The following is a 24,962-nucleotide window of genomic DNA, read 5'->3' as shown; positions in this document are numbered from 1 at the left end:
TGCACCGGGGTAATTCTGACCATACCGACCTCGCATTCAATGAAATAAAAACAGAAAAATCAGGAATGTCCGGTGGTCCGGTGCATATACCCTAAGCGTGTTAATTCTTTAAATAAACTAACTTTTAGGAATATGCATAGAAGGGCTGTCACCCCGGTTCACAGGGTGAGCCGAAGCGACGCGGTTGATAGCCCGGCGCGGGCGAGGCAGGTGGGGTTGGCACGACTGGCGTGCAAGCGGCGATACGTAGCGTGCGGGCCGGTGCCCAGCGTGAATTATTGCCCACGCGATCGAGAATGCAGTACGTGACTTCCAATCGGCAGTCGTCGCCCGCTTCGACAATGATCTGGGACGGTACCCACACCTGCACTGCCAGGCCGACGTTTTTGGCTTGGATTTTCGGCAGGTCCAGGCGCACATCACCCCAGCGCAGTGTGATGGCATCGCCGGCACTCATGTTCAAGTAAGGTTCGATGGTCAGCGGAATGCCGCGCCGAACCTGGTTGCGATTGACGCCATGGCGGCGGATCGTCTCGGGCAAACCCACGGGGGCGAGATTCTGGTTTTCATCACTTTCGTGGTTGAGGCATGGCGCAGGCTGGCCTCCGGGGTAGTTGGTCTTGACCCGCACCAGGGCGACGGCCGAGCGCATCGGGCCATGGCCGATTTGCAGGACCTGGTAGTGGACGCGTGCCGGCCCGTCCTGCACGAAGCTTTCCGGTACCCACAGATGAGTGAACGTGCCGATCTTGCACGCCGTCACCTTGCGCGAGGCGGCAAAGCAGTTGTTCCAGAACAGTTCGATCAGGTCGCCTTCCTCCATGCCCGAGTAGGGGGATATGTCGACCTGCAGATGGGTGGAAGCCAGGGCGCTGATGCCGTTTCCTACCGCCTGGGGCAGCTTCGGGGCAGGCAGCATGGCCAGGGTTTGGGTGTGTGTCATAAGTAATCTCCTTGTTGCAGCCAGCAGTCATCGTTCCGAACCTTGGGCGCATAGGCACAGGGCGATTCGAAAGGAACGATTCAGTCAGTAGCCGGGATGGGATCCAATCCTCAAGGCGCTAGATAAGAGGGTTGGCCGGGGAGCGTCAATGGAGGCAAAAGGCTAAACGGCGGGTTTGAGGATATTCAGAAGGGTCTGACGGGGAGGGGGATTTTAAGGGGGGGACGGCGGGGGTATTTTATGCGCTGAAATGGTAACCCGTTGTAGGAGTGAGCTTGCTCGCGAAGAACGTAAACGGTAACGCGGTGATTCAGATCGACCGAGTTGCCTGGGCGTTTTTCGCGAGCAAGCTCGCTCCTACAGAGGGTGGGTCAGTGGGCGAGGAATTTGCTCAGAAACTGCCGGGTGCGTTCCTCCCTGGGGTTGGCGAACAACGCTTTGGCTTCACCCTGTTCAACGATCACGCCCTTGTCGAAAAAGATCACCCGGTTGGCCACGTCCCGCGCAAAGCTCATTTCGTGGGTCACGATGACCATGGTGCGGTTTTCTTCGGCCAGGCTGCGAATGGTTGCCAGCACTTCGCCCACCAGTTCCGGGTCGAGAGCCGAGGTGGGTTCGTCGAACAGAATCACCTCCGGCTCCATGGCCAACGCACGGGCAATCGCCACACGCTGTTGCTGGCCGCCGGACAGCCGCCTTGGGTAGGACGCCTCCTTGCCCGCCAGGCCGACCCTGGCCAACAGCTTGCGCCCCAGTTCGGTGGCCGCTTCCCGTGGCATCTTCTTGACCACAATCGGGCCTTCGATGACGTTTTCCAGCGCAGTGCGGTGGGGGAACAGGTTGAAGTTCTGGAACACAAAGCCCACGTGCTGGCGCAGACGACGCACCAGCCCCTGTTGCTGGTTGAGCGGCTTGCTGCCGTCGATCTGGATATCCCCCACCTTGATGCGGCCGCTGGTGGGTTCTTCGAGGAAATTCAGGCAGCGCAGGAAGGTGGTCTTGCCGGAACCGCTGGGGCCGATGATGGCGACCACTTCGCCTTCCTTGACCTCAAGGTCGATGCCGTCAAGCACCACTTGACCGTTGAATTGTTTGGTCAGTTTTTCAACCACGATCATGCTTCAGGACTCCAGGTCATGCCGGTTGACCCGGTCTTCCAGACGATTTTGCAGATGCGCCAGGATGCTCGCCAGGATCCAGTAGATCAGGGCTGCGGACAGATACATGGTGAAAATTTCGAAGGTCCGCGCCGATACCAGTTGGGCCTGACGGAACAGCTCGGGTACCTGGATGGTGGCGGCCAGCGCAGTGTCCTTGACCAGCGAAATGAAGCTGTTGCCCAGGGGCGGCAATGCCGTGCGCATCGCTTGCGGCAGAATGGCCCGGCGCAGGGTTTGCGCACGGGTCATGCCAATACTGGCGGCGGCTTCCCACTGGCCACGCTCGATGGAGGCGATGGCGGCCCGCAGGATTTCACACGCATAAGCGGCCATGTTCAGCGAAAAGCCGATCATGGCCGCCGGGATCGGATCCAGCTCGATGCCCACTTGCGGCAAGCCGTAGTAGATCAGGAACAGCTGCACCAGCAACGGCGTACCGCGAAAGAACGACACGTAGACTCGGGCCGTCCAGCTCAGCAACTTGAAGCGCGACAGGCGCATCAAGGCCAGGCCGAAGCCCAGCAGCAAGCCGAAAAACATCCCGCCCAGGCTGAGGATTACCGTGTAGTACGCGCCCTTGAGCAGAAAGGGCGCGGAGTCCAGCGCGAGTTGAAGACCTGCTTCCATTATTGAGTGACGTCAGCGTTGAAGTACTTCTCGGACAGCTTCTTCAAGGTGCCGTCGGCGCGCAGTTTGTCGAGGGCCGTGTTAACCGCATCGAGCAATTCAGGCTCGCCTTTGCGCAGGGCGATACCGGATTCCTGACGGGAGAAGGCGTCGCCGGCAGCGGCAGTGTCGGGGGCTTTCTTGGCGTATTCGAGGGCGGCCAGGCGGTCGATCAGGATCGCGTCGATACGGCCGATGCGCAGGTCCTGGAACTTGGTTGGGTCGTCGTTGTAGGTCTTGATAATGGCTTTGGGTTGATTGTCCTTGAGCCATTGTTCGTAGTTGGTGCCCAGGCCCACGCCGACCTTTTTACCGGCCAGGTCGTCGGCTTTCTTGATCGAGTCGACGTTCTTTTTCAGCACCAGTGCCTGGATGCCGGACACGGTGTATGGCTTGGAGAAATCGTACTTTTTCTTACGCTCTTCAGAGATGGTCACCTGGTTGACCACGGCGTCCAGGCGCTTGGATTCCAGCGCGGCGAGAATGCCGTCCCACGGTGTAGCTTGCAGCTTGACCTTGACGCCCAGCTCCTTGGCCAGTGCTTCGGACAGTTCCACTTCGAAACCGCTGAGCTTGCCGCTTTCATCGACGAAGCTGAACGGTGGGTAGGTGCCTTCCAGACCGATCTTGATCTCGCCGGCCTTCTTGATGGTGTTCAACTGCTCGCCGGCAACCGCCTGGCCCAACCAACCGGCGCCAAGCGCCAGGCCCAAAGTGCTGACCAGCAGCGTGCGACGCAATACAGAAATAGTCATGAAGAGCCCCTGTGTTTTTATGGTGAGCGAAGCAGGTGACGCAGTAGTCGTATCCTGCCTTAAAGCGCGAAGCGCGTCTTCGCCTTCGGCGCGATGATAAAGCGGGTTTTTAAGACTTGAAAATAATAAAAAAACAATTTCATATTTCTTTTGAGAATATGTGCGTATTCAATCAATTGAATACTGAGTCATAGGCAAACAATGCCGGCGCCCCACCGGTATGCAGGAAAATGATCGGCCCCTCTTCAAACCGCTGGCGCCCGATGCCGTCCAGCAAACCGGCCATGGCCTTGCCGGTATAGACCGGGTCCAGCAGCAGACCTTCCTGGCTGGCCAAAAGTTTGATCGCGGAAAGTGTGCCGGCATTCGGTTCGCCATAACGGGGGCCGAAATACTCGTCCCACAGGATCACTTTGAAGGCGTCGGGAATAGCCACTCCGAGCAACTCGGCAGTGCGTTCTGCCAGGCTTTGCACTTTGGGCAACTGCGCTTGCTCGGTGCGCGACACGGTGATGCCGATCACCGGCAACTGCGGTAGTGCTTCGCTCAAGGCCAGGGCCAGGCCGCTGTGCGTGCCGGCACTGCCTGAGGCGAGCACCACGGCGGCGAACTCAATCCCGCTGTCTTCAATCTGCGCGGCCAGTTCCAGCCCTGCGCGCACGTAACCCAAAGCGCCAAGTGCATTGGAGCCACCGATAGGCACCAGGTAGGGCTTCTTGCCATTGCTGCGCAGGCGGTCGGCGAGGGCGGCGAGTTGGGCGTCGGCGTTGTCGAGGTTTTCCACCAGTTCCACTTTGGCGTCAAACAGCTCCAGCAGCAGGCGGTTGCCATTGGCCAGGTAGTTGGCGTCTTCGGTGCCAGTAGGGTTTTCCAGCAGAGCAACGCAGCCCAGGCCGAGTTTGGCGGCCAGTGCGGCGGTCTGGCGGACGTGGTTGGACTGGATCGCGCCGGCGGTGACCAAGGTGTCGGCGCCCTGGGCAATGGCGTCGGCCGCCAGGTATTCGAGTTTGCGCAGCTTGTTGCCACCCATGGCCAGGGGCGTGGTGTCATCGCGCTTGACGTAAATGTCCCTGCCCAGCCAGGCCGACAGCCGTTCAAGTTTTTCCAGAGCGGTGGCACCGCCCAGTAGTTCCAGACGGTTAAAGCGCTTGAGCTGTTGTTTGATCATGGCTACGCACGGTGACTGAATGATGGGGAGGACTATAGGCAGGCACTTTTCATCGGGCAACCGTCAATCGCTTATGAACAATAGTTCTTACGACCACACCATTGGTTCTTAAGAGCTGCCAGGGTGCATACCGTAAAGTGATGGCCATTTCGTCAGGAGTGAATACCGTGAGTGAGCGTTCCAGTCATTGGCAATTGCAGACCATCGTCAGCCAGCTGCGCGGCGCGCGGGACCAGTGGCGAACGCGCAACGGTCGCTTGAGCGGCGAGCACGGTGGCCGTGAATTGCCGTCCCGCGAGGCGGTGGCGCAAATCCTCGAAGCCTTGTGCGGCGCACTATTTCCCATGCGCCTGGGCCCGGTGGACCTGCGTGAAGAAAGCGAAGACTTCTACGTGGGGCATACCCTCGACGTGGCGCTCAACGCCTTGCTCGCCCAGGCGCGCCTGGAGTTGCGCTACGCCGCACGCCAGGGCGGCGGCGACGACAGCGATGTGGATGCCCATGCCATTCGGCTGATCCAGGATTTTGCCCTGGCATTGCCGGCTCTGCGCAGCCTGTTGGATACCGACGTACTGGCCGCCTACCACGGCGACCCGGCTGCACGCAGTGTGGATGAAGTGCTGCTGTGCTACCCGGGCATCCTGGCGGTGATTCACCATCGCCTGGCCCACCACCTGTACCGCGCAGGTTTGCCGCTGCTGGCGCGCATCAGTGCAGAAATCGCCCACTCGGCCACTGGCATTGATATCCACCCCGGCGCGCAGATTGGCCCGAGTTTCTTCATCGATCACGGGACTGGCGTAGTGATTGGCGAAACGGCGATCATCGGCGAGCGCGTGCGTATCTACCAAGCGGTGACACTGGGCGCCAAGCGCTTCCCAGCCGATGAGGATGGGCAGCTGCAAAAAGGCCATCCGCGGCACCCCATTGTCGAGAATGATGTGGTGATCTACGCCGGGGCGACGATTTTGGGGCGGATCACCATCGGCCAGGGCTCGACCATTGGCGGCAATGTGTGGCTGACCCGCAGCGTGCCGGCGGGGGCGAATATCACCCAGGCGAACTTGCAGCATGACGATGGGGCGCAGAAGTAATACCTGAGCCAACCGCCGACCCGTGTGGGAGCAGGCAAGCCAGCTCCCACATTTCGTATGTATTTCAACGTGGGGTCGCTGAACGATTTGCCTTCTTCATCCGTCATACCAATCCTTGAGCTAGTGTAGGAATCATCTACCACTCAGCCCTGCGATTAGTCCCAGACCGCCTATTCATGTTTAACTTGAATGTTCGTTCAAGTTAAACCCGGTGGTTCGCTGCCCGCTCACAACAGGAGGCTTACCTTTGCTGAGTCCGTTATTTACAGCCATATCCCGCAACCTTGAGGTGCATCGTTCATGAGTGCATCGTCCACCCCTTCCAGCGGCATGGTGCGCATGAATGCGCCCGTTTTCTACTTTGCCGCCACCTTCATCCTGCTGTTTGGCATCACAGTCATCGCTATCCCGCAACAGGCCGGAGCCTGGCTGCTGGCGGCGCAAAACTGGGCGGCCAATACGGTCGGCTGGTACTACATGCTGGCGATGACCCTGTATCTGGTCTTCGTGGTGGTCACCGCGCTATCGGGCTACGGCAAGATAAAACTCGGTGCCGACCACGACGAGCCCGAATTCAGTTACCTGTCCTGGGCCGGCATGTTGTTCGCCGCCGGAATCAGCATCACGCTGTTTTTCTTCTGCGTCTCGGAGCCGTTGACGCACCTGGTGCAGCCGCCCCAGGGCGAAGCGATGAACGCCGATGCAGCGCGCCAGGCCATGCAGGTGCTGTTCCTGCACTGGGGCCTGCATGGCTGGGGTGTGTTCGCGTTCGTGGGCATGGCCCTGGCGTATTTCGCCTACCGGCATAACCTGCCGCTGGCATTGCGTTCGGCGCTGTACCCGCTGATCGGCAAGCGCATCAATGGCCCTATCGGTTATGCGGTGGATGGCTTCGGTATCATCGCGACGGTGTTCGGCCTGGGCGCTGACATGGGTTTTGGCGTGTTGCACCTCAATTCCGGCCTGGACTACCTGTTTGGCATTGCTCACACCCAGTGGATCCAGGTGGGCCTGATCACGTTGATGATGGGCGCGGCGATCATTGTTGCGGTAGCCGGCGTCGACAAGGGCGTACGGGTGATGTCCGACATCAACATGCTGCTGGCCTGTGCGCTGTTGCTGTTTGTGTTATTCGCCGGGCCTACCCAGCACCTGCTCAACACCTTGATCCAGAACATCGGGGACTACCTGGGCGCGCTGCCGACCAAGAGTTTCGATGTGTACGCCTACGACAAGCCAAGCGACTGGCTGGGCGGCTGGACAGTGTTCTACTGGGCCTGGTGGATCGCATGGTCGCCGTTCGTAGGTCTGTTTATTGCGCGTATCTCCCGTGGCCGCACCATCCGCGAATTCGTGTTTGGCGTGCTGCTGATTCCGCTGGGCTTTACCCTGGCGTGGATGTCGATCTTCGGTAACAGCGCCATCGACCAAGTGCTCAACCATGGCATGGCCGCGCTGGGCCAGTCGGCCATCGATGACCCGTCGATGAGCCTCTACCTGCTGCTGGAAACCTACCCGTGGAGCAAGACGGTGATTGCGGTCACGGTGTTTATCAGCTTTGTGTTCTTTGTGACCTCGGCGGACTCAGGCACGGTGGTGCTGTCCACCCTGTCGTCCAAAGGCGGCAACGCTGATGAAGACGGGCCGAAGTGGCTGCGGGTGTTCTGGGGTGCGATGACAGCACTGGTGACCAGTGCCCTGCTGTTCGCCGGCAGTATCGATTCGTTGAAATCTGCGGTGGTCCTGACCTCGCTGCCGTTCTCGCTGATTCTGCTGCTGATGATGTGGGGGCTGCACAAGGCGTTTTACCTGGAGTCGCAAAAGCAGATCGCGCAGTTGCATTCCCTGGCGCCAATATCGGCTTCACGCAAAGGCCGTGGCGGCTGGCGCCAGCGCTTGAGCCAGGCCGTGCATTTCCCGTCACGTGATGAGGTGTATCGCTTCCTTGAATCGACGGTGCGCCCGGCGATCGAAGAAGTGACGGCGGTGTTTGTCGAGAAGGGCCTGAATGTAGTCACTCAGCCGGACCCGTCCAACGACAGCGTCAGCCTGGAAATCGGCCATGGCGAGGAGCATCCGTTCATCTACCAGGTGCAGATGCGCGGCTATTTCACGCCGTCGTTTGCCCGCGGTGGCATGGGTTCCAAAGAGATCAACAACCGCCGTTACTATCGTGCGGAGGTGCACTTGAGTGAGGGTAGCCAGGACTATGACCTGGTGGGCTATACCAAGGAGCAGATCATCAACGACATCCTCGACCAGTACGAGCGCCATCTGCAGTTCCTGCATTTGGTGCGCTGATACCGTTCCTCTCAAGTAGGTCTTTGCTGTAAAAGGAAGAGGCAGACTTAAGCGATTCAGCGGGTTAAAAGGCTTGGGAATAACCTTATTCCCGGGCCTTTTAACCCTCAGTCCAGAGAGGGTTCGATGACGTACATTGCTGCCGAAAACCGCTATGAATCTATTCCCTATCGCCGCGTAGGCCGCAGTGGATTGGTGCTGCCGGCACTGTCCCTGGGGCTGTGGCACAACTTTGGCGACAGCACCCCGATCGACACCCAGCGCGCTTTGCTGCGCACGGCGTTTGACCTGGGTATCAACCACTTCGACCTGGCCAACAACTACGGCCCGCCCTATGGCAGCGCCGAGATCAACTTCGGTCGGTTGCTGCGTGAAGACTTCAAGCACTACCGCGACGAATTGATCATCTCCAGCAAAGCCGGTTGGGACATGTGGCCCGGCCCCTACGGCCAGGGCGGTGGCTCGCGCAAATACATCCTGGCGAGCCTGGATCAAAGCCTGCAACGCCTGGGCGTCGACTACGTGGATATTTTCTACTCCCACCGTTTTGACCCCGACACGCCCCTGGAAGAAACCGCCAGCGCCCTCGCCACCGCTGTGCAACAAGGCAAGGCGTTGTACATCGGTATCTCGTCCTATTCCGGGGTGAAAACCCGCGAAATCGCAGCCTTGCTCAAAGAGTGGAAAGTGCCGCTGTTGATTCACCAGCCGGCTTACAACCTGCTCAACCGCTGGGTGGAAAAGGACCTGCTCGACACCACCGAAGAACTTGGCGCTGGGGTGATCGCCTTCACGCCGCTGGCCCAGGGTTTGCTCACCGACAAGTACCTCAATGGCATACCGGCCGATGCACGGGTCAATCGTCCGGGTGGTGGTTCGTTGCAGGCCCAGCACCTGTCCGAGGCCAACATTGCCCATGTACGCGGCCTGAATGAAATCGCCCAGCGTCGCGGCCAGAGCCTCGCGCAATTGGCGCTGGCCTGGACCCTGCGTGATCCACGGGTGACCAGCGCGCTGATCGGCGCGAGCCGGCCGGAGCAGATCATCGAGAACGTCGGGGCGTTGAAGAACTTGAGCTTCAGCGCTGAAGAACTGGCGGAGATTGATCGGTTTGCGCAGGAGGGCGGGATCAATCTGTGGGAAAAGCCATCCACTGCTGAATAACATTGAAAGCAAGCCCTTCCTGTAGAGGGGGGGCTTGCAAGTAGCAAATGGCTGCTGATTTTTTACTTTTTGTTCGGGAAACCGAGTATTTCTGCGGTTTCGTTGAAAGAAGTTTCGCGTGGAGATCGCTTTCTCAACTGCATATCTACTACCTGCGACTTGTCCGGGAGGTTGAAATAACCTTCGTCCAAGCTACAAAGGTTTTCTAGTGTGTGTAGCGGCAACCCGAGCACCTGCCTTAGCTGAGATCGCGAAAGCACGTTGTTTTCAACAAGCATTTTGACTCCTCGGGCGATCAACTGGGGCTTTTCGAAGTCAAAATTGCTGTCCATTGGCTCTCCCTTCACCCATCCTCTGGCAGATCTGGCCTTCCATAGTCTGGTGGTCGTGGTGTCGTTGATGATTTCCAGATCTAAACAACGCCTCACCATTGCGGCTACTGAGACTTTCCAGCGTGGTTTCAGAGCTAACAACGTATCCAGTGTCGGCCAACGAACTTCTCGCAGAAAACTTTCTGGGGGCAGTAAAAAGGCGCTTGCAAATCGATGAGCTTGATTTTCAAGAAGTGCGTAATTCGCGTCGTACTGCTCTTTGGATATGTACCTATGCAGAACGATATGCCCGAGCTCATGGGCCGCATCAAAGCGATTTCTGATCCCGTTCGCCTTATCGGCGACAAGCAAAACATATGGGCGTTGGTCCAACTCGCACCAGTTAGAAACGCCATCCATTTTCAGGTGGCCGAGTGTGGTGCGAGCACAGACTATACCCGCACTCTCCAATACCTGAACAACATTGGAGATCGGAGATATTCCTAACCCCCAGGTTTGACGACATTTACTGGCCATCTGTTCGATTTCTTCGTCAGAAATCAGCTCGCAATTACGCTCTTCTAAATGCGGTACATTGACCTCAATGAACTCAAGGCTTTCTTGCAGTTTGTAAGAAATCTCTTGAAGCCACTCTACTCGTACTTCAGCTATTTCCCGTGCGCTGGTCGTAGTACTGACCTGTGATCGAAAGAAAAATGGAGTGTTCTCGCCAGTTGTGACCTGTTCCTCAAGTAACCAGTTTTCGCTGACCCCAAAAACTTCGCATAAGCGCTGGAAGGCGTCGACCTCTGGGACCTGAAGCCCATTTTCCCATTTTGAAACGTTGCCAGAGGCGCGCCCCACCATCTCAGCGAGAGTGGTTTGCGTCATCCCAAACGCAAGGCGCAACTGCTTGAGGCGCTCTGACTGAAAGCCCGCGACTCCCGTTCTCATGGTCTACCTCTTGGCGTTTTGCTCGTCATCAGCTTGATCTTCGGTTTCTTCAGCGCGGCGCATCTTATCTCGCAATTTCACCAATTCAACTGGTTTCCGCTGAACCGCCTCATTATCGGAGTAGCTTTGAAGCAAATCCTCAAAAGTGCAGTTCATGTGGTAGCCCTTACCGTTGAAATACGGTACAGCCATCATGATTGCTCGTGGCTCGGACTGATCCCCTGAGCGTGGAGGGGGCGCATGAACTACGACAAGCGCATGAATCAATTGTTCGGCGACGGTATGTGTGAGCCCATCGATCCAGTCCAATTGAGTATCCCCAAGGGATGCATTTAGCGTTTTGAGCTCGCTTCGGTGTTTCGCACCGCGGATTTCTTTCTGCCACGGTAGCACTACTGCCGTGAGTCTTAGGGAGCCCAGCTCAAGCAGCACATAATTGTGCCCCTTCGGATCAGTTGACTTGATGATCGGATTCCATCGCTTCATCCCGGCCAAGGACTCTTGGACTAGCGAATGCCGCAAATGCCCTCGCAAATCTTCGTGAGGAGTATGAATCAGCAGATCTTGGGTTTCTCTCAAGGCTTTTTGGAAGGTTTGAGGAAGTAAAACTCCTAGCTCCTCAAAAAAATCTTTATCTACCTGAGCGCGTATGAATTCTTGGATTTCTTGTTTTGTGACCACGTAATCACCACTCACTATTCGGTAAGCGGATTTTTACGCCATTTTTATTCGTTATGGAAGGGGCTTACTGTTTTTTTATCCAGCCACTGATCGTTTCTATGGTGTTGAGACATTAAAATGGCACATCCCCAAGAATCGTAGCCCGGTGCATCACCCGCCGCTGTGGCCGGTAGTCATCCACGGCGTAATGCTGGGTCACGCGGTTATCCCAGAACGCCACGTCATTCTCTTGCCAGCGCCAGCGGATGGTGAATTCCGGGCGGGTGGCGTGGGCGAACAGCAGCTTGAGAATGGCCTCGCTTTCGGCCGCTTCCAGTTCATTGATTCGGGTGGTGAAACCGTCGCTGACGAACAGCGATTTACGCCCACTTACCGGATGCGTGCGCACGACTGGGTGCGATAGCGGCGGGTTTTTCTTGCGAGTTGCCTCCCAGCGCACCAGGTCCTCGGCGGTGTTGCCAAAGCGCTCCAGCGGGAACGACTTGGTGAAGTCGTGTGTGGCGCTGAGGCCATCGAGCAAGCGCTTTAGCGGTTCAGACAGTGCTTCATAAGCCGCAATCCCACTGGCCCACAAGGTATCGCCGCCAAACGCCGGCAACAGCTTGGCGCTGAGCACAGCGCCCAGAGCAGGCGTGGGCAGAAAGGTCACGTCGGTGTGCCAAACGGCGTTGTCACGCACGTCGGTGACCGCGGTGTCGAGGATCAGCACTTCGGGCTGTTCCGGCACGTTGGGGTAGATCGGGTGGATGTGCAGGTCGCCAAAATTGGCCGCGAACCGTGCCTGTTGTTGCGGGGTGATTGGCTGATCACGGAAGAACAGCACCGAATAGTCGAGCAACGCCTGTTCAATGGCGTCGCGCTGTTCAGGGGCCAGCGGCAGAGTGATGTCGACGCCACTGATCTGGGCGCCCAGGGCGGTACTTAATGGGGTAACGGTCAGGCTGCTCATTGTAGATTCTTCACTCAGTGTGCCTGGCCATGCCAGGGCACTAATTTACGCTGCAGGGCGCGCAGGCCCATTTCCATGGCGAAGGCGATCAGGGCGATCACCAGGATCCCCAGCAGCACCACATCGGTGACCAGAAACTGCGCCGCCGACTGCACCATGAAACCCAGGCCGCTGGTGGCGGCAATCAACTCGGCGGCGACCAGGGTCGACCAGCCCACACCCAGGCCGATACGCACACCGGTGAGGATATCGGGCAGGGCGCTGGGCAGGATCACATGGCGAATCAGTTGCGCACGGGTGGCGCCCAGCGACTGCGCAGCGCGCAATTTGGCCGGGTCGACGGTGCGCACGCCCGTGGCGGTGGCGATGGCAATCGGGGCGAAGATCGCCAGGTAGATCAACAGCACCTTGGACAGCTCGCCAATGCCGCACCAGATCACGATCAACGGCAGGTAGGCCAGGGGTGGGATCGGCCGGTAGAACTCGATCAGCGGATCGAGAATGCCACGGGCGATACGGTTGGCACCGATAGCGATCCCCACCGGCACAGCGGTCAACACCGCAAAGCCCAGGCCCAGGCCGATGCGGCTGAGGCTCGCGCCCAGGTGCTGCCACAAGGTGGAGTCCATATAACCGGTAGTCGCCAGCAGCCAGCCTTTTTGCAGCACGGCCGACGGTGGTGGCAGGAAGAGGGGCTCGATCAACCCGGTGGCGGTGACTGCCCACCAGAGAGCGAGCAAGGCCACCAGGGTGAACAGGCTGATCCAGCGCGTGCTCAGGCGACGGCGCAGCGGGATCACGGCATGTGTCGCAGGCTCGGTGGTCGTGGCGGGAAGTTCGTAGCTGCTCATGCGTACACCTGCCGTTGGGAGAACACTTTGCCCAGCACGTGTTCGCGGGTTTCGATAAAGCGCGGGTCGGACTTGATTGCGCGGGCTGATTCACCGGCAGCGTAACGTTGGCCGAAATCCAGCTGCAGGCGTTCGACGATCTGGCCGGGGTTGGGCGCCAGCAGGATCAGGTCCGTGGCCAGGAACACCGCTTCTTCAATGTCATGGGTAATCAGGAACACCGGCTTGGCCGTGCGCCGCCACACTTGCAGCAGCAACTCCTGCATTTGTTCGCGGGTGAAGGCATCCAGCGCACCGAAGGGTTCGTCCATCAGTAATACGCGAGGGTCGGCCGCCAGGGCGCGGGCGAGGCCGACGCGTTGCTTCTGGCCGCCGGAGAGTTGCCAGATGCGCCGGCTGTCGAAACCGGCCAGGTCCACCAGCGCGAGCATTTCGCGGGCGCGTACGTCGCGCTGCGCCTTGGGCACGCCGGCCAGTTCCAGGCCGAAGGCGACGTTGGTCAGCACGTCCTGCCAGGGCAACAGGGCGTCGTCCTGGAACACCACACCGCGTTCGGCGCTGGGCCCTTTGACCGGCACACCGTCGAGGGTGATACGCCCGGCAGAAGGCTCGACGAAACCGGCAATCAGGTTCAACAGCGATGTCTTGCCACTGCCGGACGGGCCCAGGGCAACCAGCAGCTGCTGGGGCCCAAGCTCCAGTGAAATATCGGACAGTACCGGTTCCGGGGCGCCTGGGTACTGTGCGCTGATGCGCTCCAGCTGTAGCAAGGCCATCGCGATGAACTCCTTGGATCAGTTAGAAATGAACTTGGCGCTGACGTAAGGGGCGTAGTCGGGCAGTACGGCATCGACCTTGCCTTGTTCCTTGAGGAACACAGCAGTGTCGGTGACTGCCTTGGTGGTCGGCGCGCCCAGCAGGGTCACCTGGTCAGCGGCCAGCGGGTAGACGTTGCCTTGCAGCAGCAAGGGAATGTCGCTGGCCTTGGCGCCGGAGAGTTTCACCAGCTTGTCGACGTTGCCGGTGTCGGCGAGCCAGGCTTGTGGGTCTTTGCGGTAGGCGGCGTAGGCATCCAGGGTGACCTTGGCGAAGGCGGTGACGATGTCCGGGTGCTTCTCGGCAAAATCCTTGCGCACGATCCAGGCATCGAATGTTGGCGCGCCGAACTTGGCCAGCTCGCCGGAGGTGATCAACACCTTGCCGTTTTCCTTGGCTACGCCCAGAGCCGGGTCCCACACGTAGGTGGCATCGATATCACCGCGCTTCCACGCGGCGATGATGGCCGGAGGCGCCAGGTTGAGAATGGTGACTTTGGCCGGGTCGATGTTCCAGTGTTTCAGCGCGGCAAGCAGGCTGTAGTGGCCAGTGGAGACGAAGGGCACGGCGATCTTTTTGCCGATCAGGTCCTGCGGGCTGTTGATCCCCGATCCGTTGCGCGCCACCAGGGCTTCGGCCCCGCCGATCTGGGTGGCGACGAGGAAGGTTTCTACTGGGACTTTGCGGGTTACCGCGGCGGTCAGCGGGCTGGAACCGAGGTAGCCGATCTGCACGTCGCCGGAGGCAATGGCGGCGATGATGTCGGCGCCATTGTCGAATTTGCGCCAGTCGATTTTGGCGTTGGTAGCTTTTTCATAGGCCCCGTCAGCCTGGGCGACTTTGGCCGGGTCGACGGTGGTCTGGTAAGCGATAGTCACGTCCGCCGCCTGGGCAAACAGACTGGCACCGGCCAGGGACAACGCGGCCAGCAAGCGCAGAGGGGTCAGCAGTTTCAAGGGGAAGCTCCTCAATCAGGCGGCCGAGAGTCGGCGTGTGAGGAGACTAAATGATCTAAGAACTCGAAAATAAATAACCTTTTCGAATTAGCTTATGAGTAGAAAGGTTGAAGCAAATGTTTGTACCGGTGATGACCAAATGTGGGAGGGAGCAAGCCCTCTCCCACATTTGAACTGAGTACAGCTCCAGCTAGTTGCTGATGGCCAGGATGCTTGCCTGGTACGATCCGACAAACACATCGAAATCGCCCACCTCGTTCTGCTCAAGCTCCGCCTGTTGCGCCAGCGACGCACGGGCCAATTCTTCAAAGTGCGCTTGTTCCTCAGGCGCCAAAGGCTCCTTGCGGAAGTATTCGGCATGTACTTCGCTTTGATGCAGAGAGAACTGCGCAAAGCTTTCCTTGCGTTCAGCCATGGCCGCCAACACCTGGGCCGACGGCGTCAGGGACGGGTCCTTGACCTTGGCCAGTTGGGCATCCAGCGCTTCACTGTGTTCGGTCATGCCCTGGCTCTCGTCGAGCAAGGCGGCCAACGGTGCAATCTTCTCCAGCAACTGCGCAGCCCATTCCTTCATGTCCACCGGCTGGCCGTCACGTTGCAATTGCAGGCCCGGACGCCGACCTTCCTTGACCACGCTGAGGAAGTTGGAGGTGGCGTTGCCGCACTCGTTGTTGGCGAACAGCGGGCTGTCGTTCAGCGCGCAATACAGCAGGAATGCGTCGAGGAATCGCGACTCCGGCAAGTCGATCCCCATCGGCAGGAACGGGTTGATATCCAGGCAGCGTACTTCGATGTACTGGATACCGCGGGCCATCAGCGCCTGGATCGGCCGCTCGCCGGTGTAGGTCACACGCTTGGGGCGGATATTGGAGTAGTACTCGTTTTCGATCTGCAGGATGTTGGTGTTGAGCTGCACCCACTCACCATCCTTGTGTGTGCCGACTTCAACATACGGCGCGTAGGGCGTTGCCACTGCTTCGCGCAGGCTGTCGGTGTAGCTGGCCAGGTCGTTGTAGCAAGGCGTCAGGCCAGCCTGGGCGTTGCTCTGGTAACCCAGGTCGCTCATGCGCAGGCTCGTGGCGTAGGGCAGGTACAGGGTGTCGGCATCCAGGACTTCAAGCTGGTGCGAGCGGCCGCGCAGGAAACCGGCGTCCAGGGCTGGCGAGGCACCAAAGAGGTACATCAACAGCCAGCTGTAGCGACGGAAATTACGGATCAGCGCGATATAGGCCGTGGACTGATAGTCACGGTCCGTACCGACAAAGCCTTCGGCTTCCTTGAGCAACGGCCACAGCTCTTCCGGCAGCGAGAAGTTGTAATGGATGCCGGCAATGCACTGCATGGTCTTGCCGTAGCGCAGGGCCAGGCCCTTGCGGTACACGTACTTGAGCTGGCCGATATTGGAGGTGCCGTAGTAGGCGATCGGAATATCTTCCTCGGCCGGTAACGGGCACGGCATCGAGGGGCTCCACAGGTATTCGCTGCCCAGCTTGGAGTAGGCAAAGCGATGGATCTTGTCCAGGCTGCCCAGGGTCTCGGCCGGGTTGGGCAGGGCTGGGGTGATGAACTCCAGCAGCGATTCCGAATAGTCAGTGGTGATCTGTTCGTTGGTCAACGCAGCGCCCAGGGCTTCAGGGTGCGGCGTTTGCGCCAGGCGACCCTCGCTGGTGACGCGCAGGCATTCGCGCTCGATGCCGTGCAAGCACTGCTCTAGCAGGGAGAGGTGTTCGCGCTTGCCGAGCAGGGCCAGGCGGCGGTTGAGAAGTTCGCTCAAGTTGGATTCCTTCACGCGTCAGTCGCCCCAATATGGGGGTGGGCAGGACGGTCTACAAGGGTGAAGTGGAAACTGGCGTGATCGCCTGGTTCTGAGTCGATTTGACCCGCTCTGAAAATGCCGACTTCACTCCATGAATTGGGCTACAGCGCAGCGAGAAAATTCCGACGCTGTTATCGCAGCGCCGAAATTAACTCAAATCGAGGGTAGGGAGCTATAGGACAGCGAACGTGCCCTGCGCTTTTGCGACAAGTCTTTCGCCCTGGTACACGTCGGCTTCGACCACCAACGTGCGCCGGCCGGCGTGAATTACCCGGCTGGTGCACAGCACGTCACCGTCTTCGACGGCGCGAATATAATTGATCTTGCATTCGATGGTGGCGCTCTGCTGGTCGAAACCATGGGCGCTGGAACAGGCCAGGCCCATCGTGATGTCCACCAGGCTGAAAATCGCCCCGCCATGGAGCTTGCCTGCACGGTTGCGCAGGTGCGGCTCCAGGGTCAGGGCCACCTCGGCAACGCCTTCATCCAGGCGTTGCAGGCGGCAGCCGATCAGCTCGCTGAACGCGCTCTGGGTCAAACCCGCCGGGATTTCCATCAACGCTTCTTCAACTGTTTGGCATTGGCGAACAGCGATGCCATGGCGTTGTTGCTCGGCGCGGCAGTCGTAGCGTCCTTGCGCGGCGCGTTGTTCTGCGACTGGCGCGGTGCCGAACCTGGGCGAGCGCCACGAGCACCGTCGATCTTCTCGCCCGGGGTATCGCTCATGCGCATCGACAGGCCCACGCGTTTGCGCGGGATATCGACTTCCATGACCTTGACCTTGACCACGTCACCGGCTTTGACCGCTTCACGCGGGTCCTTGATGAACTTCTCCGAAAGCGCGGAGATATGCACCAAACCGTCCTGATGCACGCCAATATCCACGAAGGCGCCAAAGTTGGTCACGTTGGTCACCACGCCTTCGAGGATCATGCCCGGTTGCAGGTCCTTGAGGTCTTCGACGCCGTCCTGGAACTCGGCGGTCTTGAACTCGGGACGTGGGTCGCGGCCAGGTTTTTCCAGTTCTTGCAGGATGTCGGTGATGGTCGGCACACCGAAGGTTTCGTCGGTGTACTTCTTTGGATCCAGACGCTTGAGGAAGGCGGCGTCGCCGATCAGCGAGCGGATATCACGGTCGGTCTCGGCGGCAATGCGTTGCACCAGCGGGTAGGCTTCCGGGTGAACCGCCGAGGCGTCGAGCGGGTTATCGCCATTCATCACGCGTAGGAAGCCGGCCGCTTGTTCAAAGGTTTTTTCACCCAGGCGTGCGACTTTTTTCAGCGCAGCACGGGTTTTGAACGCACCATTTTCGTCGCGATGGCTGACGATGTTCTGCGCCAGGGTCGCGTTGAGGCCCGAGATTCGCGCCAGCAGCGCTACTGAAGCGGTGTTCACGTCTACGCCCACGGCGTTTACGCAGTCTTCCACCACCGCATCCAGGCCGCGTGCCAGTTTAAGCTGCGACACGTCGTGCTGGTACTGGCCGACGCCGATGGATTTGGGGTCGATCTTCACCAACTCGGCCAGCGGGTCTTGCAGGCGACGGGCGATGGAGACGGCGCCACGGATCGACACGTCGAGGTCCGGGAACTCCTTGGACGCCAGCTCCGAAGCCGAGTACACCGAAGCACCCGCCTCGGAGACCATGACCTTGGTCATCTTCATGGCCGGGTATTTTTTGATCAGCTCGGCGGCCAGCTTATCGGTTTCGCGGCTGGCAGTGCCGTTGCCGATGGCGATCAGGTCTACCGCGTGCTTGGCGCACAGGGCGGCAAGGATCGCCAGGGTCTGGTCCCACTTGTTGTGCGGAACGTGCGGGTACACGGTGGCGTGGTCCAGCAGCTTGCCGGTGGCATCGACCACAGCGACCTTGCAACCGGTGCGCAGGCCCGGGTCGAGGCCCAGGGTGGCACGCGGGCCGGCCGGTGCGGCCAGCAGCAGGTCGTGCAGGTTGTGGGCGAACACGTTGATCGCCTCGGTTTCGGCGCCGTCGCGCAACTCGCCCAGCAGGTCGGTTTCCAGGTGGGTGTAGAGCTTGACCTTCCAGGTCCAGCGCACGACTTCACCGAGCCACTTATCCGCAGGGCGATTCTGGTTCTGGATGCCGAATTGTTGACCGATCATGCCTTCGCACGGGTGCATGGTGCCTGGCAGTTCGTCACCGACTTTCAGCGCGGAGCTGAGAATGCCTTCGTTGCGGCCGCGGAAAATCGCCAGGGCGCGGTGGGACGGCATGCTTTTGAGCGGCTCGTCGTGTTCGAAGTAGTCGCGGAATTTGGCGCCTTCCTCCTCTTTGCCGGCGATGACGCGGGCGCTGAGGATGGCTTCCTGCTTCAAGTAGGTACGCAGTTTTTCCAGGAGGCTGGCGTTTTCGGCGAAGCGCTCCATCAGGATGTACTTGGCGCCTTCGAGGGCAGCCTTGACGTCGGCGACGCCTTTTTCCGCGTCGATGAAGCGAGCGGCTTCGGTTTCCGGCGTCAACGATGGGTCGTTGAACAGGCCATCGGCCAAATCGCCCAGGCCGGCTTCCAGAGCGATCTGGCCCTTTGTACGACGTTTCTGTTTGTATGGCAGGTAAAGGTCTTCGAGGCGGGTCTTGGTGTCCGCGAGTTTGATGTCGCGCTCCAGTTGAGGGGTCAACTTGCCCTGTTCCTCAATGCTGGCGAGGATGCTGATACGCCGTTCGTCGAGTTCTCGCAGGTAGCGCAGGCGCTCTTCCAGGTGACGCAGTTGAGTGTCGTCGAGGCTGCCGGTCACTTCTTTTCGGTAACGGGCGATGAAAGGCACCGTGGAGCCTTCATCCAGTAGAGCGACGGCCGCTTCGACCTGTTGTGGGCGTACACCGAGTTCCTCGGCGATGCGGCTGTTGATGCTGTCCATAAAACCACCTGAAATTCTTAAAATCAGCGCGCCGGCCCGTAAGAACAAGGCCCGGCGAGGCTGGTTGAGCGGCCCGACTGGCGCCGCTGCCTGGGTCAAGAGGCTGCCTATTGACCCTCGAAATCGAAAAATTCACGACAAGCGGGTAAAAAAAGCCCGGCAGCAAACGGTAACGATCTGACGTTGCCCTGCACGGAGGCGCCGCATTATAACCAGCGTTCTGCTATTGGGGGGTACTGCGCCGGAGGTTGTAGGGCGTGGGTTCGCTGGCAGTAGATGAAAAATCTGCTAACAATGCACACGGTGCGTATAACGGCAGCTACGCCATAATGCGCGCCGAGATAAGAGGAGCATCCAATGAGCAGCACCGCACAAACTGCTGAAGGCGAAAAAATTCTCATCGTTGATGACGATCCGGGGCTGAGCAGCCTGCTGGAGCGTTTTTTCAACTCCAAGGGCTACCGTGCCCGCGCGGTGCCGAACACCGAGCAAATGGACCGCCTGTTGGGGCGTGAAGTGTTCAACCTGGTCGTGCTCGATCTGATGCTGCCCGGCGAAGACGGCCTTACCGCCTGCAAGCGCCTGCGTGGTGCCAACAACCAGATTCCAATCATCATGCTCACCGCCAAGGGCGATGAGTTGAGCCGCATCAAGGGCCTTGAACTGGGCGCTGATGACTACCTGGCCAAGCCGTTCAACCCTGATGAGCTGATGGCGCGGGTCAAGGCCGTATTGCGTCGCCAGGCACCGGCCGTGCCGGGCGCACCGGGCAGCGAAGACGAAAGCGTCACCTTTGGCGACTACGAACTGTCGTTGGCCACCCGTGAGCTCAAGCGTGGCGAAGAAGTGCACATGCTTACCACCGGCGAATTTGCGGTGCTCAAGGCTCTGGTGATGAACGCCCGTCAGCCGCTGACCCGTGACAAGCTGATGAACCTGGCCCGTGGCCGTGAATGGGACGCCCTGGAGCGCTCCATCGACGTGCAGATTTCCCGACTGCGCCGGATGATTGAGCCGGACCCCTCCAAGCCGCGGTATATCCAGACGGTGTGGGGCGTGGGTTATGTGTTTGTGCCGGATGGCACCGCAACCAAGTGACCGATGATTTGCAGGGGCGGGTATCCGGCGTTTGACTCCATAAGAGTCGACGGGATGCCCGGCGTCTGCAATTCTGCGAGCACCGCTCGTTCCTGCAAGGTGTGCAGCTTTCATCTATGAAAACCCCGCTGTGGTTCCCACAAAGTTTCTTCTCTCGCACCCTTTGGCTGGTGCTTATTGTCGTTCTGTTTTCCAAGGCGCTCACGCTGGTTTATCTGTTGATGAACGAAGACGTGCTGGTGGATCGGCAGTACAGCCACGGTGTGGCCCTGACGTTGCGGGGCTATTGGGCCGTAGACCCTGAGAACCGAGAAAAGGTGGCCAAGGCGTCGACCTTGACTCGGGTTGATGGGGCCGGCGTGCCTGAAGGCGAGCAGCATTGGCCTTACAGCGAGATCTATCAGCGCCAGATGCAGGCCGAACTGGGCGCCGACACCGAGGTGAGGCTGCGCATGCATGTTTCACCGGCGTTATGGGTGCGGGCACCTAGCCTGGGCGATGCCTGGATCAAGGTGCCGCTTTATCCGCACCCGCTGCGCGGGCAGAAAATCTGGAACGTGCTGGGCTGGTTCCTGGCCATCGGCTTGCTTTCAACGGCCTCCGCGTGGATCTTCGTCCGTCAGCTCAACCAACCACTCAAGCGCCTGGTATTTGCCGCTCGCCAATTGGGCCAGGGGCGCAGTGTGCGCCTGCCGGTCAGCGACACGCCCAGTGAGATGACCGAGGTGTACGGCGCGTTCAACCAGATGGCGGAAGACGTCGAGCAGGCCGGGCGCGAGCGCGAGCTGATGCTGGCAGGCGTGTCCCATGACTTGCGCACACCGTTGACGCGATTACGCCTGTCCCTGGAGCTGATGGGGGACCATACCGACCTCACCGATGACATGGTGCGCGATATCGAGGACATGGACGCTATCCTGGACCAGTTCCTGGCCTTCATCCGCGACGGGCGTGATGAAGTGGTTGAGGAGGTGGACCTCACGGACCTCGTGCGTGAGGTGGTTGCGCCCTATAACCAGAACGGTGAGCAGGTGCGCATGCGCCTGGAGCCGATCCAGCCGTTTGCATTGCGCCGGGTCTCGATGAAGCGCCTGCTGAACAACCTGATCGGCAACGCCTTGCATCATGCCGGTTCCGATGTGGAGGTGGCGGCGTATGTCTCCGGTGACAGTGCCGCGCCTTACGTGGTGCTGAGCGTGATGGACCGTGGCACGGGGATCGACCCTGCCGAGCTTGAGGGTATCTTCAACCCGTTCACCCGTGGCGACCGAGCCCGAGGTGGCAAGGGCACCGGGTTGGGGTTGGCGATCGTGCGACGAATCGCCTCGATGCATGGCGGCAATGTCGAGTTGCGTAACCGGGAAGAAGGCGGGTTGGAGGCGCGGGTGCGCTTGCCGCTTGGGCTGATGCTGCCTAGAGATGCGGTCTGACAAACAACAAATATCAAAAATGTGGGAGGGGGCTTGCTCCCGATGGCGGTCTTTCAGTCAAGAAGTTCAGTGACTGTGACACCGCTATCGGGAGCAAGCCCCCTCCCACATTGGTTTCATGTCGGGATTAAAATAGGCTTTTAGCCTTTGCCCTTGGTCCGAGTCATATTCGGCCCACCATTCTTCTCCAAGTGCTGAATGATGATCCCCGCCACGTCCTTGCCGGTGGTGGTCTCGATCCCTTCCAGGCCCGGCGATGAGTTCACTTCCATCACCAGCGGCCCATGATTGGAGCGCAGGATATCCACGCCTGCCACGCTCAAGCCCATCACCTTGGCTGCCCGCAGTGCGGTCATGCGTTCTTCCGGTGTGATCTTGATCAGGCTGGCGCTGCCGCCACGGTGCAGATTTGAGCGGAACTCACCGGGCTTGGCCTGGCGCTTCATCGCCGCGATCACTTTGTCGCCCACCACGAAGCAGCGAATATCCGCGCCGCCGGCTTCCTTGATGTACTCCTGCACCATGATGTTCTGCTTGAGGCCCATGAACGCCTCGATCACCGATTCAGCTGCCGTCGCCGTTTCACACAGCACCACACCGATGCCTTGGGTGCCTTCCAGTACCTTGATCACCAGCGGTGCACCATTGACCATCTCGATCAGGTCAGGGATGTCATCCGGGGAGTGGGCAAAGCCGGTGACCGGCAAGCCGATACCCCGGCGTGACAGCAACTGCAGCGAACGCAGTTTGTCCCGCGAGCGGGCAATGGCCACGGACTCGTTGAGAGGAAACACCCCCATCATTTCAAACTGACGCAACACCGCGCAGCCATAAAACGTCACCGAAGCGCCGATACGCGGGATCACCGCATCAAAGCCTTCCAGGGGTTTGCCCCGGTAGTGGATCTGCGGCTTGTGGCTGGCAATGTTCATGTAGGCACGCAACGTGTCGATCACCACCATTTCATGGCCACGTTCAGTGCCGGCCTCGACCAGGCGGCGGGTGGAATACAGACGCGGGTTTCGCGACAGCACAGCAATCTTCATGCAGCACCTGGGGCAGAAATAGTGGAGACCGGGAACACCGGCTTGTCTTGAACGTACTTGACGCCTGGATTGACGACCAACTGGCCGTCAATCAACGCCTTGGAGCCCAGTAACAGGCGATAACGCATGGCTTTGCGACAGGCGAGGGTGAATTCCACCCGCCATACCCGGTCACCCAGCGCCAGGGTGGTGCTGATCACGTAGCGCACCTGCGCATGGCCGTTGGAGCTCTTGATGGTTTTCATCGTCACCAGGGGCGCTTCGCAGCGACGGTGACGCAGTTGCACCACGCTGCCCAGGTGCGCGGTAAAGCGCACCCACTTTTCACCGTCGCGCTCAAACGGCTCGATATCGGTGGCATGCAGGCTTGAGGTGCTGGCACCGGTGTCGATCTTCGCGCGCAGGCCCGCCACTCCCAGGTCGGGAAGTGCCACCCATTCACGCAGACCCACAACGGTCAAATGGTCAAATGTCTTCAATATGGGTACCGGTCAATTTGCCCAGGCTTGAGGAGAAACCTTGGCCAGGGCATTGAATGCAGGTTTGGCGAACCAAAAACCCTGCATCAGAAATATTCCACAGTCGGAGAGGAAATCCCGCTCGCCAGCACTTTCGATGCCTTCGGCGATGACAGTAACTCCCAACTGCTCACAGATTGTGACAATCCCCCGGACGATCACCTGACGGACACGGTCTTGATCGACATCGCGAATCAACGCCATGTCGAGTTTGATCAGGTCGGGTTGGAAATCGGCCAGCAGGTTCAGCCCCGAATAGCCCGCACCGAAGTCGTCGATGGCGGTCTTGAAGCCGAATTCGCGATATTCACGCAGAATATTCGTCAAATGGCGATAGTTATCTACATGCTCGCTTTCCAGTGTCTCGAAAATCAGCCGGTCCAGCGGGAAATTGTGCGCCCGGGCGGCCTCCAGGGTACTGCGAATACACAGTTCCGGACGGTATACGGCATTGGGCATGAAATTGATGGAAAGGTGAGTCTGCATGCCCAGCGCTGCGGCACCGGCAATGGCCTTGGTTCGGCAGCGCTGATCGAAGCGGTAGCGATTGGTTTCGTTGACCTGGGCCAGCACCGAGAGCGCGCCTTCTCCCTGGGTACCGCGCACCAAGGCTTCGTTGGCGAATATCGAGTGGTCACGCAGGTCTACGATAGGCTGGTAGGCGAACGCAAAGTCGAACCCCAGAGGCTCGCTTTGCTGGCAACCCACGCACCGCTGGTTGGGCGAGGTGAGTGAAAGGGGGAAGTCGGTCACAGCGTATCCTCGCGAAAACAGGGTGCTACCTGGCGTATCTTAGGTGAGCCTTGGGGTTTATGCGTCGAAGGGTTTCAACGGTAAGGTTGCGACATTTTTCAGAGTGAGGAATTCAAGTGGGTCAAAAACAGGAAGAGGAAGAAAAGGTCCGACTGGACAAGTGGTTGTGGGCCGCGCGGTTCTACAAAACCCGTGCCCTGGCCAAGGCCGCAATCGAAAGCGGGAAGGTTCATCATCGCGGCGAGCGCTGCAAGCCGGGCAAGGAGCCACGTATCGGCGATGAGTTTCAGATTCGTACAGGGTTTGATGAAAAGACCGTCGTGGTGCAGGCGCTGTCTGTCGTGCGCCGTGGGGCACCCGAAGCGCAGGCGCTGTACACCGAGACCGAAGCGAGTATCGCCAAGCGCGAAAATGCAGCGGCCATGCGCAAGGCTGGAGCGACTGGAATGACCACCGATGGCAAGCCAAGCAAGAAGCAGCGCCGCGATCTATTCAAGTTCCGCGGCAGCGGCAACGACGATTGATTACGAATCTCCTGCCGGCAGCAGATCAAAATGTGGGAGGTGGCTTGCTGCCGATAGCAGAGTGTCAGCCATTACACTTGTGACTGAGCCACTGCAAATCGGGAGCAAGCCCCCTCCCACATTTAACC

At 59.4% G+C, this 24,962-nt stretch carries 23 protein-coding genes; 6 read left to right on the top strand and 17 right to left on the bottom strand.

Features of this window, described 5'->3' with window-relative positions:
• Window positions 1-148: 148 nt before the first annotated feature.
• From E4P00_RS25410 to E4P00_RS25390, 5 genes are all read right to left on the bottom strand, one after another.
• Window positions 149-943: a hypothetical protein gene (locus tag E4P00_RS25410; protein ID WP_032878421.1), complete on the bottom strand. Its 795-nt coding sequence runs from the start codon at window positions 941-943 to the stop codon at window positions 149-151.
• Window positions 944-1,314: 371 nt separating this feature from the next.
• The gene (gene tcyN, locus E4P00_RS25405) at window positions 1,315-2,061 is read right to left on the bottom strand and encodes an L-cystine ABC transporter ATP-binding protein TcyN (protein ID WP_005783788.1); all 747 of its coding nucleotides are present in this window, start codon (window positions 2,059-2,061) and stop codon (window positions 1,315-1,317) included.
• Between the two features lie 3 nt (window positions 2,062-2,064).
• Window positions 2,065-2,730: a cystine ABC transporter permease gene (gene tcyL / locus E4P00_RS25400; protein ID WP_032878420.1), complete on the bottom strand. Its 666-nt coding sequence runs from the start codon at window positions 2,728-2,730 to the stop codon at window positions 2,065-2,067.
• Window positions 2,730-3,524 (bottom strand): cystine ABC transporter substrate-binding protein, encoded by a 795-nt coding sequence (gene tcyJ, locus E4P00_RS25395; RefSeq protein ID WP_032878419.1) that lies wholly within the window; start codon window positions 3,522-3,524, stop codon window positions 2,730-2,732. Before tcyJ ends, tcyL begins: the two co-directional genes overlap by 1 nt.
• Before the next feature lie 172 nt (window positions 3,525-3,696).
• Window positions 3,697-4,692 carry a D-cysteine desulfhydrase gene (locus E4P00_RS25390; RefSeq protein ID WP_148853157.1) on the bottom strand — a complete coding sequence of 332 codons (996 nt, stop codon included), beginning with the start codon at window positions 4,690-4,692 and terminating at the stop codon, window positions 3,697-3,699.
• Window positions 4,693-4,859: 167 nt separating this feature from the next.
• Here E4P00_RS25390 and epsC point away from each other — a divergent pair, with 167 nt between their 5' ends.
• The 3 genes from epsC (at window position 4,860) to mgrA (ending at window position 9,251) form a co-directional block, all read left to right on the top strand.
• Complete coding sequence (epsC, locus tag E4P00_RS25385) at window positions 4,860-5,786, top strand: serine O-acetyltransferase EpsC (RefSeq protein ID WP_103733991.1); 927 nt, start codon at window positions 4,860-4,862, stop codon at window positions 5,784-5,786.
• Window positions 5,787-6,125: 339 nt separating this feature from the next.
• A complete protein-coding gene (betT, locus tag E4P00_RS25380; RefSeq protein ID WP_164366000.1) occupies window positions 6,126-8,087 on the top strand; it encodes a choline transporter BetT in 1,962 nt (653 codons plus the stop codon).
• Window positions 8,088-8,213: 126 nt separating this feature from the next.
• Window positions 8,214-9,251 carry an L-glyceraldehyde 3-phosphate reductase gene (gene mgrA / locus E4P00_RS25375; protein ID WP_005783797.1) on the top strand — a complete coding sequence of 346 codons (1,038 nt, stop codon included), beginning with the start codon at window positions 8,214-8,216 and terminating at the stop codon, window positions 9,249-9,251.
• A 62-nt stretch (window positions 9,252-9,313) separates the two neighbouring features.
• Here mgrA and E4P00_RS25370 read toward each other — a convergent pair whose 3' ends face one another.
• The 9 genes from E4P00_RS25370 to E4P00_RS25330 all read right to left on the bottom strand — a co-directional run bounded on the left by E4P00_RS25370 (window position 9,314) and on the right by E4P00_RS25330 (window position 19,465).
• Window positions 9,314-10,516 carry an ImmA/IrrE family metallo-endopeptidase gene (locus E4P00_RS25370; RefSeq protein WP_248133285.1) on the bottom strand — a complete coding sequence of 401 codons (1,203 nt, stop codon included), beginning with the start codon at window positions 10,514-10,516 and terminating at the stop codon, window positions 9,314-9,316.
• A 3-nt stretch (window positions 10,517-10,519) separates the two neighbouring features.
• Complete coding sequence (locus E4P00_RS25365) at window positions 10,520-11,197, bottom strand: hypothetical protein (protein ID WP_248133284.1); 678 nt, start codon at window positions 11,195-11,197, stop codon at window positions 10,520-10,522.
• 112 nt (window positions 11,198-11,309) lie between these two features.
• Entirely contained in the window at window positions 11,310-12,146 is an 837-nt protein-coding gene (gene tauD, locus E4P00_RS25360; protein WP_248133283.1) for a taurine dioxygenase, read from the bottom strand.
• Window positions 12,147-12,160: 14 nt separating this feature from the next.
• Window positions 12,161-12,997, bottom strand: a complete 837-nt coding sequence (tauC, locus tag E4P00_RS25355) for a taurine ABC transporter permease TauC (protein WP_248133282.1) — start codon at window positions 12,995-12,997, stop codon at window positions 12,161-12,163.
• Window positions 12,994-13,773 carry a taurine ABC transporter ATP-binding subunit gene (gene tauB / locus E4P00_RS25350; protein ID WP_248133281.1) on the bottom strand — a complete coding sequence of 260 codons (780 nt, stop codon included), beginning with the start codon at window positions 13,771-13,773 and terminating at the stop codon, window positions 12,994-12,996. The genes tauC and tauB overlap by 4 nt, the downstream gene beginning before the upstream one ends.
• 18 nt (window positions 13,774-13,791) lie before the next feature.
• The gene (gene tauA, locus E4P00_RS25345; protein ID WP_032878411.1) at window positions 13,792-14,769 is read right to left on the bottom strand and encodes a taurine ABC transporter substrate-binding protein; all 978 of its coding nucleotides are present in this window, start codon (window positions 14,767-14,769) and stop codon (window positions 13,792-13,794) included.
• Between the two features lie 190 nt (window positions 14,770-14,959).
• On the bottom strand, window positions 14,960-16,543 hold the full coding sequence (gshA, locus tag E4P00_RS25340) for a glutamate--cysteine ligase (RefSeq protein ID WP_078820033.1): 1,584 nt from the start codon (window positions 16,541-16,543) through the stop codon (window positions 14,960-14,962).
• A gap of 214 nt (window positions 16,544-16,757) precedes the next feature.
• On the bottom strand, window positions 16,758-17,141 hold the full coding sequence (locus E4P00_RS25335; protein WP_050549370.1) for a PaaI family thioesterase: 384 nt from the start codon (window positions 17,139-17,141) through the stop codon (window positions 16,758-16,760).
• Window positions 17,141-19,465, bottom strand: coding sequence for a Tex family protein (locus E4P00_RS25330; protein WP_032878409.1), 2,325 nt, complete (start codon window positions 19,463-19,465; stop codon window positions 17,141-17,143). The genes E4P00_RS25335 and E4P00_RS25330 overlap by 1 nt, the downstream gene beginning before the upstream one ends.
• A 357-nt stretch (window positions 19,466-19,822) precedes the next feature.
• Here E4P00_RS25330 and ompR point away from each other — a divergent pair, with 357 nt between their 5' ends.
• Together ompR and E4P00_RS25320 are read left to right on the top strand one after the other, a co-directional pair.
• Complete coding sequence (gene ompR / locus E4P00_RS25325; RefSeq protein WP_003187669.1) at window positions 19,823-20,563, top strand: two-component system response regulator OmpR; 741 nt, start codon at window positions 19,823-19,825, stop codon at window positions 20,561-20,563.
• Window positions 20,564-20,679: 116 nt separating this feature from the next.
• A complete protein-coding gene (locus tag E4P00_RS25320) occupies window positions 20,680-21,993 on the top strand; it encodes an ATP-binding protein (protein WP_005783812.1) in 1,314 nt (437 codons plus the stop codon).
• Window positions 21,994-22,133: 140 nt separating this feature from the next.
• On the opposite strand, the gene rimK is transcribed toward E4P00_RS25320, so the two are convergent.
• From rimK to E4P00_RS25305, 3 genes are read right to left on the bottom strand one after another with little or no spacing between them, the layout of a single operon-like run.
• The gene (gene rimK / locus E4P00_RS25315) at window positions 22,134-23,039 is read right to left on the bottom strand and encodes a 30S ribosomal protein S6--L-glutamate ligase (protein ID WP_003187674.1); all 906 of its coding nucleotides are present in this window, start codon (window positions 23,037-23,039) and stop codon (window positions 22,134-22,136) included.
• On the bottom strand, window positions 23,036-23,500 hold the full coding sequence (locus tag E4P00_RS25310) for an ATP-dependent zinc protease (RefSeq protein WP_169986753.1): 465 nt from the start codon (window positions 23,498-23,500) through the stop codon (window positions 23,036-23,038). The genes rimK and E4P00_RS25310 overlap by 4 nt, the downstream gene beginning before the upstream one ends.
• Before the next feature lie 30 nt (window positions 23,501-23,530).
• Window positions 23,531-24,310 (bottom strand): EAL domain-containing protein, encoded by a 780-nt coding sequence (locus E4P00_RS25305; protein WP_078820035.1) that lies wholly within the window; start codon window positions 24,308-24,310, stop codon window positions 23,531-23,533.
• A gap of 116 nt (window positions 24,311-24,426) precedes the next feature.
• On the opposite strand from E4P00_RS25305, the gene E4P00_RS25300 reads away from it, so the two are divergent.
• Window positions 24,427-24,834 (top strand): S4 domain-containing protein, encoded by a 408-nt coding sequence (locus tag E4P00_RS25300; RefSeq protein ID WP_005783819.1) that lies wholly within the window; start codon window positions 24,427-24,429, stop codon window positions 24,832-24,834.
• Window positions 24,835-24,962: the final 128 nt, after the last annotated feature.

The sequence above is a fragment of the Pseudomonas sp. B329 genome (assembly GCF_023127835.1).
Classification (GTDB): domain Bacteria; phylum Pseudomonadota; class Gammaproteobacteria; order Pseudomonadales; family Pseudomonadaceae; genus Aquipseudomonas; species Aquipseudomonas synxantha_A.
Note: the sequence above shows the minus strand (reverse complement) of the source record. Positions and strands in the feature narration are given on the sequence as shown.